Genomic DNA, 14,747 nt, shown 5'->3' with positions numbered 1-14,747 from the left:
TTTCGGGCGCGGACGGCTCGGCTCACCGCTTGCGCAGCAGCCGATACTGGCCGGGCGTAAGTCCCGTCGCCTTGCGAAAAACCCGAATGAAGTTTGCCTGAGAGCCGAAACCGGTCTCGTGCGCGATCTCCACCAGCGAGGGTTTGCCAAGTAGGCGCTTTTGCGCTTCCTGCACGCGGCGGAAAGTCACGTAGCGGTGCGGTGAAAGGCCGGTCACCTCGCGAAACAGCCGCGAGAAGTGGAATTCGCTGAGACACGCTTCCGCAGCCAGATCGGCCAGGCTTATCTCTCCGGTGAGATAGGTTTCGATATAGTCGAGCACCCGCTTGAGCCGCTTGTCGTCGAAATCCGGCAATCGCCCAGGCGGCCGCCAACGGTCGATTGCGTAGGTGCCGAGCAGATATCCGGCGAGCGCCGCCTGCATGCCATCCAGGAACAGCCGATCCGTCGGCTCAGATGGTCGCCCCATGACGTCGTTGAACCCCATGGCGATCTGGTAGAGCTTCGGATCCCTGAGGCAGCCAACGTAGCACAACTCGGCCTTGGCCGGATCGATGTCATAGTCGGCGAGCGCGCTTTGCGCGATGAGAGTATCTGGAAGATAGATGTGCAGGCATTCAAGCGGCGACGTGTTTGCACTTTCGCTTTCTTCGACGCCCCGGGGCAGAATGCAGGCGATTCCAGGCTGGATGAAAAATCGGCCTGTCGCGCCGTTGGTGTTCTGCTGCGCAAAAGCACGGCCGGCGATTACAAAGGCCAGTTCGGTGGACGATCGCACGCCCGGCGTATGGTGGCCCGCTTCAAGAAGCCGCTGCTCGACGCGCAGGTGGGGAAGCTCGATGGCTGTCCTAAGTTGGCTGCTGGCCTGGTACTTGTACTCGCTGTGCGAATTCAGTGCCATGATCGCCTCGCAAAAGCGCTGACGGTGCTCTGTCGATGGGCAGGGCCAATCTGTAGCCTAAATGCTTGGAGTCGACAATCTAGCGATCGAGCGCGGCCGCCGCTTGAAGCGGCGGAAGCGAACTGAAACAGCCTGCCACTATGCTGCGCCGATGCGCAGCAGGTCGTGCAAGTGGACCAGTCCCACCGGCCGCCTGCCCTCGACCACCATCAGGCTGGTTATGGCCGAGTTGTTGATGGTCTGCAGCGCCGTCGCCACCAGCGTGTCGGGGGTGGCTGTCTTCGGCTTTTTCGTCATCACCTGATCGACGCTCATCTCCATGAGATTGCTGCCGATATGGCGCCTGATGTCGCCATCGGTGATGATGCCCACCAACGCGCCGTCAGCCGCTGTTATGGCCACGCAGCCGAATCCCTTGTTCGACAATTCCAGGATCGCCTCGCGCATGCCGGTGCCCGAAGCCACCAGCGGCAGCCTGTCGCCGACATGCATGATCTCGTGGATCTGGGTCAGATTGGCGCCGAGCTGGCCCCCGGGATGGAAGGTGCGGAAATGATCGGGCGTGAAGCCGCGCGCTTCGAGCAACGCGATGGCCAGCGCATCGCCGACGACCAGTTGCAGCAGCGTCGATGTCGTCGGCGCCAGGCCGTGCGGGCAGGCTTCCGGCACGGATGGCAGAAGCAGCACCACGTCGGCTGCGCGCGCCAGCGCCGAAGTCGCGCCTGCGGTAATCGCAATCAGCGGGATCGAGAAGCGCCTGGAATAGGCGACGATACCCATCAATTCCTTGCTCTCACCGGACCAGGACATGGCGATGATGGCATCATCCCTGGCGATCATGCCGAGGTCGCCGTGATTGGCCTCCGCCGGATGGACGAAGAAGGCGGGCGTGCCGGTCGAGGCGAGCGTGGCGGCGATCTTGGAGCCTATATGGCCGCTCTTGCCGACGCCGGTGACGATGACCCGGCCATCGATGCGTGAGATGATGTCGACGGCGTGCGCGAAGGGTTCGGCCAGTCCGTTTTCCAGCGCGGCAGCCAATGCCGCCACGCCGGCCTGTTCCGTGGCTACCGTTCTCAGCGCCGAGGCGATCGAAGCCTCCAAAGGCTTCTTTTCTGGGGATCCCGCATGCATGGCTGATGCGATTAGCGCGTTGCCGTTCGCCTGTCCAACAGAATTGCCGTCCGGCCAGGTCCGACAAGACCCCTTCAACCCTCCGTTAACCATCCCCGTTTACGGTTCGGTAAGTATGGCGCGCTTGCGCCGCGCAAGCAGTGGTGACGATGTCGCGGGCCCAGCCTGAAAAGAAAAAAGGTCGAACGGGCGGAGCCTTTTGCGCTCTGCTTGTGGCGACGAGCGTGCTCGCATTGCTGCGGCCAACTGCGCTTTATGCCCAGGAAACCGAGTTGCGCGGCGAAGTTTCGGAATCGGCGATCCTGTCCGACCAGCAGCGCCGGACCAGGCAATTGAGCAAGGCCAACACGCAGGTCAAGCCGGCGCCTGCCGACACCGCCCCCACGGAGAACACACCAACCGCCTATGTGCCGGCCAGCGATGGCGCCCTGCCTGACGACACCGACCCTTCACAGGCCGGCGCGAACAGCATTTTCGATACGCCTGCGACTACCGACGATTCGTTCGCGGACAAGCCGCCAACCGTGCAGCCACGCCGGCCATCGACGGCAAAACAACGCGCCGCCGACGCGGACAAGGCCAAGGACAAAACCAAGGCTGCCAACAAGAAGAAGCCTGGCCAAGCTACGGACGCGACCACCGCCGGAACGACTTCGACCGACACGACCACAGGCGATACGGACCAGGATACGGCCAACCGCCGCGCCCTCACCGTCGATAGTGTCGACCGGCAGAAGCTCGATCCCGGCGCCGAGCGCACCGATGCCATCGAAGGTCAGAAGAAGAAGCCCGAGGACGACCCCTACGCGGCAACCGGCATCAAGGTCGGCTCCTTCCTGCTGCGGCCGACGCTCGAGCAAGGCGTTACCGTCACGTCGAACGCCGATTCCAGCTCTGGCGGCAAGTCTGCGGTGCTGTCCGAAACGGCGTTGCGTTTCTCCGCCGCCTCCGACTGGCGCGAAAATTCGGCTGTCATCGACGGCTACGGCACCTTCCGCAACACCGTTTCGGGCCAGAAGATCAACGAGGGGCGCGGTCGTATCGAAGGCACGCTCAATGTCGACCTCGACAATGAACTGCGCGCCATCGCCAAACTCGGCTACGAGATTGCGCCGGAATCGGCCTCCTCGCCCGACGCCATTGCCGGCGTCACCTCGCAGCCGATCCGCCAGACCGTCGACGGCAGCCTCGCCGTCAAGAAGGATGTCGGCAAGCTCCGCTTCGCGCTGACCGGCGCGGTCTCCCACGATATCTATGGCGACGCCAAGCTGACGAACGGCACCGTGTTGTCGCAGAAGGATCGCGATTCCACCCTCTACACCGCGACCTTGCGCACCGGCTACGAGATCTCGCCCGCCATCACGCCTTTCGCCGAAGTCGAAGTCGGCCGCCGCGCCTATGATCTGCGCGTCGATTCAAGCGGCTTTGAGCGGTCCTCGACGCGGCTTGGCGCGCGGGCCGGTATCGAAGTGGACATGGGCGAGAAACTGGCCGGCGAATTCTCGGCCGGCTGGCTCCGGGAAGCGATCGACGACAACCGGCTGGAGGCGAATTCGGGGGCGTCGGTGAATGCCGACCTCAAATGGTCGCCCGAACGCGGCACCATCATCGGCCTGACCGCACAGACCATGATCGAAGACTCGACGACGGCCAATGAGAGCGGCGACCTCCTCTATTCAGGCCGCCTCACCGGCGAACGGCAGATCCGCGCTGACCTGACCGGCAACGCAGCCCTTGGCGTCGACTGGCGCAATTATACCGGCTCCGATGGACATGATCTGACATTGAGCGCCGAGGCCGGGCTGACATGGTGGCTGAACCGCTATGTCGGCCTCACCAGCCGCGCCCGCACGGAAAAGCTGACCAGCAATCTGCCCGGGCGCAACTACACCGCCAACAGCGTCTACCTCGGGCTGAAATTGCAGCGGTAGCTAGAAGGCAGCGCCGCGGCGCTCGGAGGGCTTCATCTCGTCGAGCAGCGTGCGGATGACGCCGGCCATGTTCTCGTTCATGTCGCTGCGCCACAGGGCGAAGGCGACATTGGCCTCGACGAACCCTTCCGGCGAACCGCAGTCGAAGGTGCGGCCTTGATAGTGGTAGCCAAAGAAGGGCTGTTGCTTTTCCAGCTTCAGCATCGCGTCGGTAAGCTGGATTTCGTTGCCGGCGCCCTTTTCCTGGCTTTCGAGGATCGTGAAGATCTCGGGCTGCAGGATGTAACGGCCGTTGATGTAGAGATTGGACGGCGCAGTGCCGGCCTTCGGCTTCTCCACCATCTCGGTGATGCGGAAGCCGTGATGCATGTCCTCGCCGCGCCCGACGATGCCATATTTGTGGGTTTCGGCCGGATCGCATTCCTGCACGGCGATGATGTTGTTGCCGGTCTCCTCATAGAGTTCGACCATGGCCTTCATGCAGCTCTTTTCCGACTGCATGATCATGTCGGGCAGCAAGAGCGCGAACGGCTCATCGCCGACCAGTTCGCGCGCGCACCAGACGGCGTGGCCGAGCCCCATCGGCACCTGCTGGCGGGTGAACGAGGTCTGCCCCGGCGCCGGCTGCAGCCGCTGCAGGCGGGCGAGCTGCTCATCCTTGCCGCGCTGGGCGAGTGTGTCGTAGAGCTCGAACTGGATATCGAAATGGTCCTCGATGACCGCCTTGTTGCGGCCGGTGACGAAGATGAAATGTTCGATGCCGGCCTCGCGCGCCTCATCGACGACATACTGGATGACCGGCCGGTCGACGACGGTCAGCATTTCCTTCGGGATGGCCTTGGTGGCCGGGAGGAACCGCGTGCCGAGACCGGCGACCGGGAAAACTGCCTTGCGAACTCGCTTCATGCGTCAATTATCCGTTTGATTGCCTGCTCCGCAATCCCGTTTCGAGACATTTTCACGCCGAAATCGAGGATTACGAGCTGCTGGTGAGAACTTCCAGTGCCTAAAGCATCGACGTGTCTTTTCGTTCCCGACGGCACCTATGGTAAACTAATTCCTAACCCGGTTCGGCGATGAATGGTCTTTCCTGAGATAGTGAAGGAGGAAAAGATGTCCGTTCGCAGTGCCGCAAAACGTTTTACCAGCGTCCTGACGGCGGCCAGCCTCTCGCTCGCCCTGCTGATGCCGGCCGGACCGGCCTTTGCCGATGCCGGTTTCCGGCAATGGGTCGCCGGCTTCCGCGCGACCGCCGTGGCGGGCGGCGTTTCCGGCGCGGTCTACGACCAGGCGTTCCGCGGTATCAACGAACCCGACCCGGTGGTGCTGGAAAAGGCCCGCACGCAGCCTGAGTTCAGCGCGCCCGCCTGGGACTATTTCGACAACCGCGTCCATGACCAGTCTGTTGCAGTCGGCCAGCAGATGGCCAAGAAATGGAAGCCGTGGCTGGACCGGATCGAAGCGCGGTTCGGCGTCGATCGCTACATCCTGCTCGCCATCTGGTCGATGGAATCGAACTATGGCGAGATCCTCAAGCGCGACGACATCATGCGCAATGTCATCCGCTCGCTGGCGACGCTCGCCTATGGCGACCCGAAGCGGTCGAAATTCGCCCGCACCCAATTGGTTGCGGCGCTGAAGATCCTGCAGACCGGCGACATCGACGAAAGCCACTTGATGGGCTCCTGGGCCGGCGCCATGGGCCAGACCCAGTTCATCCCGACCAGCTACCAGCATTATGCCGTCGACATGGATGGCAACGGCAAGCGTGACATCTGGAATTCGATCCCCGATGCGCTGGCGACATCAGCCAATCTGCTGAAGAAGAATGGCTGGCAAGGTGGCAAGACCTGGGGCTATGAGGTCACCATTCCGGCCGGCAAACTGCCCGCTGGCTCGAAGACGCTGGCGCAGTGGCAGGCGCTCGGCGTCGCCAGGGCCAATGGCAAGCCGTTCAGGAACACAACCGACAAGGCGACGCTGAAAGTGCCGGACGGCCGCGGCGGACCGGCCTTCCTGATGATCAAGAACTTCTCCGTCATCAAGGCCTACAACAACGCCGACAAATATGCCCTCGCCGTCGGCCTTCTTGCCGACGAAATCGCCGGCTCTAGTGGTCTGGTGCAGGACTGGAAGCGGCCTTTCACCAAGCTGTCCTTCGAGGAAAGGCAGGAGTTGCAGAAGCGGCTTTCGCAGCACGGGCTTTACGACGGCAAGTTCGACGGCAAGATCGGTGACGGCACGAAAACCGCCATCATGACCTATCAGGCAAAGGTCGGCTTGACCCAGGACGGGTATCCGAGCATGGAAGTGCTCAAATGGCTCAGAAAGAAATAGGGCCAGCTGCAGTGCAGCGCATTTGCGACGCGCAAGGGACGCTGTAGCATCGATCTGTGCATGATCCCTGCGAGGGTCATGCACCAAGGGATGGAGAGGGTGCTTGGTTTCGCCAGCGCGTATCCGTGTGATCGTATTCCGCTTGCCGATCCTCATTCTGGCCGTCGTCGTCCTGGCGACAGGAATCGCCGGCACTTTCCACACACCGGCTTTGGCGCAGGAACAACCGCAGAACCGCGGCTGGTCGCTGCGCGACCTGTTTTTCCCGCGCCGCAGCGAGCGCATCGAGCCGCCGCTCGACATCGGCAAGGCAAAGCCGAAGGTCAAGAAAAAGCCCCGTGCGCCCGTTGAACCTGCCGTTCCGATTGTCGAGAAGGCGCCGGATTCCCGCGTCATCCTGGTGATCGGCGATTTCATGGCGAGTGGCCTTGCCGAGGGCCTCGACGCCGCCTTTGCCGCCAACCCCGCCATCAGGATCGTCGAGCGCGCCAACGGCTCGTCAGGCTTCGTGCGCGACGACGTCTACAACTGGCCCGAACAGGTCAAATCGCTGATCGAGACCGAGAAACCGGCAGCGGTGGTCGTCATGCTCGGCTCCAACGACCGCCAGCAGATGCGCGTCAACGACGTGCGCGAACAGCCGCGTTCCGAGAACTGGACCAAGGAATACGAACGCCGGACCGAGGCGTTCGGCGAGGCGCTGGCGTCGACCAAAGTGCCGTATCTGTGGGTCGGCATGCCGGCCTTCAAGGCGCCGAAGATGACCTCCGACATGCTCGCCTTCAACGACATCTACCACTCGGCCGCCGAGAAGAACGGCGGCGAATTCGTCGATGTCTGGGACGGGTTCGTCGACGAGAACGGCGCCTTCGTCTCGACCGGCCCCGACATGAACGGCCAAGCCGTGCGGCTGCGCTCCGACGACGGCATCAACGTCTCGAAGGCCGGCAAGCGCAAGCTCGCCTTCTACACCGAAAAACCGCTGGCCAAGATACTCGGCCTGGCAGCGCCGGGAAGCGTGGTAACGGCTGCCGCACCCGCCGGCGCCCCGGTCGAGGCGCCGTCCCTGCCCGCCGCGCCCATCGTGGTCGACCGCACGGCGCCGATGCTGCTCAACGATCCGTCGCTCGACGGCGGTACCGAACTTCTCGGCGCCGCGGCGACGCCGAAGGCCAATCCGGATCTGCCCGGCGAAAAACTCATCCTCGAAGGCAAGGCCCCCGAGGCGTCACCCGGCCGCGCCGACGATTTCTCCTGGCCGCCGAAGGCACAGCCGCCGGCGACAGCAGCGGCAACGCCCGATACGACGACGGCAACTCCTTGACCGACGTTCCTGCCTAGCGGCAATTCCGCGCCAAGCCGAACAATGGCACTATCAGTTTTTGGCCGAAGTCAAAGTCGGGGGCGAATATGTCGGCAACGGGCTACGCATTGCTTGGGTTCGTGAGTTGGACCCTTTTATTGCTCACATGGATGGAGATCTTGCGCACGCACCTCGTACTGAGCGGCCGCATCCTCGCCAATGGATTCGCGCCGGATAACGCAGGTCTTTCGCCCTTTTTGCGGCGGCTTGCGCGAGCCCACGCGAATTGCATCGAGGGACTCCCAATCTTCGGAGGTCTCATGGCCTTGGCCATGATGACCTCGCGGACCGGGATCACCGACCCGCTTGCGTACTGGTTTCTCGTTGCGCGATTGATCCAGTCTGCCATTCATTTGACGTCGACCAGTCCAAACGCGGTCAAGGCTCGATTTTCCGCGTTTGCGGTCCAGATGGCCATCGGCCTCTATTGGGCAACCAAGCTGCTGATCAGCTAAGCGCTTCGGCAGGTACGGACAGCGATTCGGCCGCAGATATCGCCAAGCCGAGGAAATGTCTCCGGCGCTGTCATGAATATCAGCGAGGCAACACCGTAGACCCCATCAGCGCCTCGTCGATCGAGCGCGCCGCCTGGCGGCCCTCCCGGATCGCCCACACCACCAATGACTGGCCGCGGCGCACATCGCCGGCGGCAAAAAGCTTATCGACGCTGGTCTTGTAGTCGCGATCGTTGGCTTCGACATTCCTGGAACGCCGGCTGTCGGTCGTGATCTTCATCTGACCGTCCAGCTCCTTCGTGACGCCCACGGCGGCCGGTCCGGCAAAGCCGATGGCGATGAAGGCGAGATCGGCGCGGATGACGAATTCGGTGCCGGCGATCGGCTTGCGCTTCTCGTCGACCTCGCAGCACTTGACGCCGGTCAGCTGGCCGTCTTCGCCGATGAATTCGAGCGTCGCCACCTGGAATTCGCGCTCCGCACCTTCGGCCTGTGAGGACGAGGTGCGCATCTTCGTCGCCCAATAGGGCCAGACAGCAAGCTTGTCTTCCTTTTCCGGCGGCTGCGGGCGGATGTCGAGCTGGGTGACACGCACCGCGCCCTGGCGGAAGGCCGTACCGACGCAATCGGAAGCGGTATCGCCGCCGCCGACGACGACGACATGCTGGCCGCCGGCGATGATCGGATGCGACGGCCATGCCACCGACTGGATCGGCTCGCCGCCCACGCGGCGGTTCTGCTGCACCAGATAGGGCATGGCATCATAGACGCCGCCGAGATCGTCGCCAGGGATGTTGGCCGGACGCGGCGATTCCGAACCGCCGCAATAGAGCACCGCATCGTATTCGGCGAGCAGCTCTGCCACGGGCTTGTCGACGCCGACATTGATGCCGCAATGGAAGGTCACGCCCTCGCCCTGCATCTGCTCGATGCGGCGGTCGATATAGTGCTTCTCGATCTTGAAGTCGGGAATGCCGTAGCGCATCAGCCCGCCGGGCCGGCTTTCGCGCTCGTAGACACTGACCTCGTGCCCGGCGCGGCCGAGTTGCTGCGCGGCCGCCATTCCTGCCGGGCCGGAGCCGATGACGGCGACCCGCTTGCCGGTCTTCTTCTCTGGCGGATAGGGCCGGATATGGCCGGTCTCGTAAGCCTTGTCGGCGATCGCCTGCTCGACCGTCTTGATGGCGACCGGAATGTCCTCGAGGTTCAGCGTGCAGGCCTCCTCGCAGGGCGCGGGACAGATGCGGCCGGTGAATTCGGGGAAATTGTTGGTCGAATGCAGGTTGCGGATCGCATTGTCCCAGTCGCCATTATAGACGAGGTCGTTCCAGTCGGGGATCTGATTGTGGATCGGGCAACCCGTCGGCCCATGGCAGAACGGAATGCCGCAATCCATGCAGCGCGCGGCCTGTTTCTCGACCTCCTTGTCCGACATCGGCAGCGTGAACTCGCGGAAATGCCGGATGCGGTCGGAGGCCGGCTGGTACTTGTGCACCTGCCGGTCGATTTCGAGAAAGCCTGTTACCTTGCCCATAGTCCAGTTCCTGCTGTCCAGATGGTGCGGGGTTCGCCGCACCCGTTAACCCCTTGAGGCAGCCATGGCAACCTTGCGCCAGAGGTCAAACTGTCGCTGAAAGTTCCGCCGGGAAGCCTGGGCTCCCCGGCAAGTCTCAAAAAGCCTATTCCGCCGCCACGCCCATGCGCATGCGTTCCATCTCGATCAAGGCGCGGCGGTATTCGACCGGCATGATCTTGCGGAATTTCGGCCGGAAGGTCGCCCAGTCGTCGAGGATCTCGCGGCCCCGCACCGAACCCGTGTAGTGCACATGGTTCGAGATCAGTTGGTAGAGCCGCTCCTCGTCATGGCTGGTCATGTCGCCCGAGACGTCGACGCGACCCTTGTGGTCGAGATCGCCGCCATGGTGCAGCAGCCTCTCCATCAGATCGTCTTCTTCCGGAACCGGCTCCAGCTCGACCATCGCCATGTTGCAGCGCGCGGCGAAGTCGCCGGCCTCGTCCAGCACATAGGCGACGCCGCCCGACATGCCGGCGGCGAAGTTGCGGCCGGTCTGGCCGATGACGACGACGATGCCGCCGGTCATGTACTCGCAGCCATGGTCGCCGACACCTTCGACGACGGCGGCCACACCCGAATTGCGCACCGCGAAGCGTTCGCCGGCGACACCGGCGAAATAGGCCTCACCCTCGGTGGCGCCATAGAGAACCGTATTGCCGACGATGATCGATTCCGCGGCGACGATCTTCGACTCTTCCGGCGGCCGGATGACGATACGTCCGCCCGACAGGCCCTTGCCGACATAGTCGTTGGCGGCGCCGACGAGATCGAACGAGATGCCGCGCGCAAGGAACGCGCCGAAGGACTGGCCGGCAGTGCCGGTCAGCTTCACCTGGATCGTGTCTTCGCGCAGGCCCTTGTGCCTGAAGCGCTTGGCGACTTCGCCCGACAGCATGGCGCCGGTCGAACGGTCGACATTGCGGATGTCGACCTCGATCTTGACCGGCTGCTTGGCCTCGAGCGCAGGCTTCGCCAGTTCGATCAGCTTGCGGTCGAGCACGTCGTCGATCGGGTGCTTCTGCCGCTCGGTCCAGTGCACCGCTTCATGCGGCGCGTCCGGCTTGAAGAACATCTTGCCGAAATCGAGCCCGCGCGCCTTCCAGTGCTGGATCATCTCGCGCTTTTCCAGAAGGTCGCTGTCGCCGATGATCTGGTCGATATGGGTGTAGCCCATCTCGGCCAGCAACCCCCTCACCTCTTCCGCCACATAGAAGAAGAAGTTGATGACATGCTCCGGCGTGCCCTTGAAGCGCTTGCGCAGCACCGGGTCCTGCGTCGCGACGCCGACCGGGCAGGTGTTGAGGTGGCACTTCCGCATCATGATGCAGCCGGCCGCGATCAGCGGCGCGGTCGAGAAGCCGAACTCGTCGGCGCCGAGCAGCGCACCGATGATGACGTCGCGCCCGGTACGCAAGCCGCCGTCAACCTGCAGCGCAACGCGCGAGCGCAAGCCATTCAGCACCAGCGTCTGATGCGTCTCGGCAAGGCCCATTTCCCATGGGCTGCCGGCATGCTTGAGCGAGGTCAGCGGCGACGCGCCGGTGCCGCCATCATAGCCCGAGATGGTGATGTGGTCGGCGCGCGCCTTGGCGACGCCGGCCGCAACCGTGCCGACGCCGACTTCCGACACCAGCTTGACCGAGACGTCGGCGGCCGGATTGACGTTCTTCAGGTCGTAGATCAGCTGCGCCAGATCCTCGATCGAATAGATGTCGTGATGCGGCGGCGGCGAGATCAGGCCGACGCCCGGCGTCGAATGCCGGACCTTGGCGATGGTGGCGTCGACCTTGTGGCCGGGCAACTGGCCGCCCTCACCGGGCTTGGCGCCCTGCGCCACCTTGATCTGCATGACATCGGAATTGACGAGGTACTCGGCGGTGACACCGAACCGTCCCGAGGCGACCTGCTTGATTGCCGAACGTTCGGGGTTCTTGCCGCCACCGGGCAGCGGCAGATAACGATCGGCCTCTTCGCCGCCCTCGCCGGTGTTCGACTTGCCGCCGATCTGGTTCATGGCGCGCGCCAGCGTGGTGTGCGCTTCGCGTGAGATCGAGCCGAACGACATTGCCCCGGTCGAGAAGCGCTTGACGATGTCGGCGGCCGACATCACGTCCTCTATCTCGACCTTCTTGCGGCCGGTCTCTTCCGCCAGCTTGATCCTGAACAGGCCGCGAATGGTTTGCGCCCGCGCCGTCTCGCTGTCGATCTGCGCGGAATACTCTTTGAACGTCTCCCATGACCCCTGGCGTACGGCGTGCTGCAAGGTGGCGACCGCGTCGGGCGACCACATATGGGCTTCGCCGCGCATGCGGTACATGTACTCGCCGCCGACCTCGAGGCTGTTGCGAAGCACCGGATCGTTGCCGAAGCCGTCGGTGTGGCGGCTGAGCGTCTCGGCCGCAACCTCGTCCAGGCCCACACCCTCGATCAGCGTCGCGGTGCCGGTGAAATACTGCTGCACGAAATCCGACTTCAGCCCGATGGCGTCGAAGATCTGCGCGCCGCAATAGGACTGGTAGGTCGAGATGCCCATCTTGGACATCACCTTGAGGATGCCCTTGCCGATCGACTTGATGTAGCGCGAGACGACTTCGTAGGCGTCGACCTCGGCCGGCAGTTCGCCGCGCTTGTGCATGTCGAGCAGCGTGTCGAAGGCGAGGTACGGGTTGATCGCCTCGGCGCCATAGCCGGCAAGGCAGCAGAAATGATGCACTTCGCGCGGCTCGCCGGATTCGACGACCAGACCGACCGCGGTGCGCAGCCCCTTGCGGATCAGGTGGTGATGCACGGCGGCTGTCGCCAGCAGCGCCGGGATGGCGATCCGATCAGGACCGACCTGCCGGTCCGACAGAATGATGATGTTGTAGCCGCCGGCGACAGCTGCTTCCGCCCGCTCGCACAGACGTTCGACGGCGCCCTGCATGCCGGCAGCGCCCTCGCTCGACCCATAGGTGATGTCGATCGTCTTGGTGTCGAAACGGTCTTCCGTATGACCAATCGAGCGGATCTTTTCCAGATCGCCATTGGTCAAGATCGGCTGGCGCACTTCGAGCCGCTTGCGGCGCGAATTGCCGACCAGATCGAAGATGTTCGGCCGCGGCCCGATGAACGACACCAGGCTCATCACCAGTTCCTCGCGGATCGGGTCGATCGGCGGGTTGGTGACCTGGGCGAAGTTCTGCTTGAAATAGGTGTAGAGCAGCTTCGACTTGTCCGACATCGCCGAGATCGGCGTGTCGGTGCCCATCGAACCCACGGCTTCCTGGCCGGTGGTCGCCATCGGCGACATCAACAGCTTGGTGTCTTCCTGGCTGTAGCCGAACGCCTGCTGGCGATCGAGCAGGCTGACATCCTTGCGTAGCGCGCGCGGCTCGACCGGCTTCAGATCCTCGAGGATCAGCTGCGTGTTGTTGAGCCAGGTCTTGTAGGGATGCCTGGTCGCGATCTCCGACTTGATCTCCTCATCGGAAATGATGCGGCCCTTGGCGAGGTCGATCAGAAGCATGCGGCCGGGCTGCAGCCGCCACTTCTTGACGATCTTCTCCTCCGGCACCGGCAGCACGCCGGCTTCCGAGGCCATGATGACGCGGTCGTCGTCGGTGACGATGTAGCGCGCCGGGCGCAGGCCGTTGCGGTCGAGCGTGGCGCCGATCTGGCGGCCGTCGGTAAAGGCGACCGCGGCCGGCCCATCCCACGGCTCCATGAGGGCTGCATGGTATTCGTAGAAGGCCTTGCGGTCGGCATCCATGAGCTTGTTGCCGGCCCAGGCTTCCGGGATCAGCATCATCATGGCGTGGCTGAGGCTGTAGCCGCCCTGAAACAGGAATTCGAGCGCATTGTCGAAACAGGCGGTGTCGGACTGGCCGTCATAGGAGATCGGCCACAGCTTCGAGATGTTGTTGCCGAACAGCTCGGAATCGACCGAGGCCTGGCGCGCCGCCATCCAGTTGTTGTTGCCGCGCACCGTGTTGATCTCGCCATTGTGGGCGACCATGCGATAGGGATGCGCCAGCTTCCACGACGGGAAGGTGTTGGTCGAGAAACGCTGATGGACGAGGATCAGCGCCGTCTCGAAACGCGGATCCGACAAATCCTTGTAGTACGCGCCAACCTGGTAGGCCAGGAACATGCCCTTGTAGACGATGGTGCGCGCCGACAGCGACACGCAGTAGGCGCCGATATCCCTGTTGTTGTTCTCGGCGTAGATGCGGCCGGAAATGACCTTGCGCAGCAGGTACAGCCTGGCCTCGTATTCCTCGTCGTCGGGAATGTCGGCCGTGCGGCCGATAAAGACCTGGCGATGGAACGGTTCGGATGCCGCGATATCGGGTGCCTTCGACAGCGATGAATTGTCGACCGGCACGTCACGGAAACCGAGCAGCGGCAGCCCCTCGGACTGCGCCGACTCGGCGATGATGTCTTCGACATGAGCGCGCAGTGCCGCGTCCTGCGGCATGAACCAGTGGCCGACGCCGTATTGGCCCGCCGCCGGCAGTTCGACGCCCTGGGCCGCCATCTCCTCGCGGAAGAAGCGGTCCGGGACCTGCACCAGAACGCCGGCGCCGTCGCCCATCAGCGGATCGGCGCCGACGGCGCCGCGATGCGTCAGGTTTTCGAGCACGAACAGCCCGTCCTTGACGATCTGGTGCGACTTGACATTCTTCATGTTGACGATGAAGCCGACGCCGCAGGCGTCATGCTCATTGCGCGGATCGTAGAGACCCTGCGCGGCCATGCCATTGGTGGTTCGGCCGCCATTGGTAATGGACGGATTTTTAACGGCTGCCGCTTTCGTCTGCGCGGCCTGGCCGGTAATCGCAGATGGCGTCAGTTCCGTCATCGTCCTGTCCTCCGTTCCGGCCCCTGGCACTTCTTGCGTTTGGGGCGCTGGTCTACCTTGGGAAGCGACTGGCTTCCGCTCTCATTCTTGCGGCACGTCTTGCGAAATCCTTGGCGAACCGAGCGATGCGCCGCCGGCTCGTATCCGGTATCGTACAGGCCACAGCCGAGCCGTCTACCCGTCGCTCGCGGCAACGGCCGGAGTGGCCCA

General features: G+C 63.5%; 9 protein-coding genes. 4 read left to right on the top strand and 5 right to left on the bottom strand.

The features are described from left to right. Window positions 1–22: 22 nt before the first annotated feature. Window positions 23–901: a helix-turn-helix domain-containing protein gene (locus AC04SH_RS17205; protein WP_488575921.1), complete on the bottom strand. Its 879-nt coding sequence runs from the start codon at window positions 899–901 to the stop codon at window positions 23–25. Window positions 902–1,039: 138 nt separating this feature from the next. Further along, on the bottom strand, window positions 1,040–2,035 hold the full coding sequence (locus AC04SH_RS17200) for a KpsF/GutQ family sugar-phosphate isomerase (RefSeq protein ID WP_488575920.1): 996 nt from the start codon (window positions 2,033–2,035) through the stop codon (window positions 1,040–1,042). 149 nt (window positions 2,036–2,184) lie between these two features. Here AC04SH_RS17200 and AC04SH_RS17195 point away from each other — a divergent pair, with 149 nt between their 5' ends. After that, complete coding sequence (locus AC04SH_RS17195) at window positions 2,185–3,966, top strand: outer membrane beta-barrel protein (protein ID WP_488575919.1); 1,782 nt, start codon at window positions 2,185–2,187, stop codon at window positions 3,964–3,966. On the opposite strand, the gene galU is transcribed toward AC04SH_RS17195, so the two are convergent. Next, on the bottom strand, window positions 3,967–4,872 hold the full coding sequence (gene galU, locus AC04SH_RS17190; RefSeq protein ID WP_488575918.1) for a UTP--glucose-1-phosphate uridylyltransferase GalU: 906 nt from the start codon (window positions 4,870–4,872) through the stop codon (window positions 3,967–3,969). Between the two features lie 207 nt (window positions 4,873–5,079). Between galU and AC04SH_RS17185 the strand changes: the two genes are divergently transcribed. From AC04SH_RS17185 to AC04SH_RS17175, 3 genes are all read left to right on the top strand, one after another. Then, window positions 5,080–6,303, top strand: a complete 1,224-nt coding sequence (locus tag AC04SH_RS17185; RefSeq protein ID WP_488575917.1) for a lytic murein transglycosylase — start codon at window positions 5,080–5,082, stop codon at window positions 6,301–6,303. A gap of 103 nt (window positions 6,304–6,406) precedes the next feature. Then, window positions 6,407–7,627, top strand: a complete 1,221-nt coding sequence (locus AC04SH_RS17180; RefSeq protein ID WP_488575916.1) for an SGNH/GDSL hydrolase family protein — start codon at window positions 6,407–6,409, stop codon at window positions 7,625–7,627. Between the two features lie 86 nt (window positions 7,628–7,713). Next, entirely contained in the window at window positions 7,714–8,121 is a 408-nt protein-coding gene (locus AC04SH_RS17175) for an MAPEG family protein (protein ID WP_488575915.1), read from the top strand. A 79-nt stretch (window positions 8,122–8,200) separates the two neighbouring features. On the opposite strand, the gene AC04SH_RS17170 is transcribed toward AC04SH_RS17175, so the two are convergent. Next, window positions 8,201–9,655: a glutamate synthase subunit beta gene (locus AC04SH_RS17170; RefSeq protein ID WP_488575914.1), complete on the bottom strand. Its 1,455-nt coding sequence runs from the start codon at window positions 9,653–9,655 to the stop codon at window positions 8,201–8,203. Window positions 9,656–9,800: 145 nt separating this feature from the next. Further along, window positions 9,801–14,537, bottom strand: coding sequence for a glutamate synthase large subunit (gene gltB / locus AC04SH_RS17165; protein ID WP_488575913.1), 4,737 nt, complete (start codon window positions 14,535–14,537; stop codon window positions 9,801–9,803). Window positions 14,538–14,747: the final 210 nt, after the last annotated feature.

It is taken from the genome of Mesorhizobium sp. CNPSo 4688, assembly GCF_057784295.1.
This window is presented reverse-complemented; position numbering and strand designations above follow the sequence as displayed.

What these genes read in the sequence shown, in the direction of transcription:
- AC04SH_RS17205 (WP_488575921.1), bottom strand. Translation starts at nt 901, where the DNA reads ATGGCACTGAATTCGCACAGCGAGTACAAGTACCAGGCCAGCAGCCAA.
- AC04SH_RS17200 (WP_488575920.1), bottom strand. Translation starts at nt 2,035, where the DNA reads ATGCATGCGGGATCCCCAGAAAAGAAGCCTTTGGAGGCTTCGATCGCC.
- AC04SH_RS17195 (WP_488575919.1), top strand. Translation starts at nt 2,185, where the DNA reads ATGTCGCGGGCCCAGCCTGAAAAGAAAAAAGGTCGAACGGGCGGAGCC.
- galU (WP_488575918.1), bottom strand. Translation starts at nt 4,872, where the DNA reads ATGAAGCGAGTTCGCAAGGCAGTTTTCCCGGTCGCCGGTCTCGGCACG.
- AC04SH_RS17185 (WP_488575917.1), top strand. Translation starts at nt 5,080, where the DNA reads ATGTCCGTTCGCAGTGCCGCAAAACGTTTTACCAGCGTCCTGACGGCG.
- AC04SH_RS17175 (WP_488575915.1), top strand. Translation starts at nt 7,714, where the DNA reads ATGTCGGCAACGGGCTACGCATTGCTTGGGTTCGTGAGTTGGACCCTT.
- AC04SH_RS17170 (WP_488575914.1), bottom strand. Translation starts at nt 9,655, where the DNA reads ATGGGCAAGGTAACAGGCTTTCTCGAAATCGACCGGCAGGTGCACAAG.
- gltB (WP_488575913.1), bottom strand. Translation starts at nt 14,537, where the DNA reads ATGACGGAACTGACGCCATCTGCGATTACCGGCCAGGCCGCGCAGACG.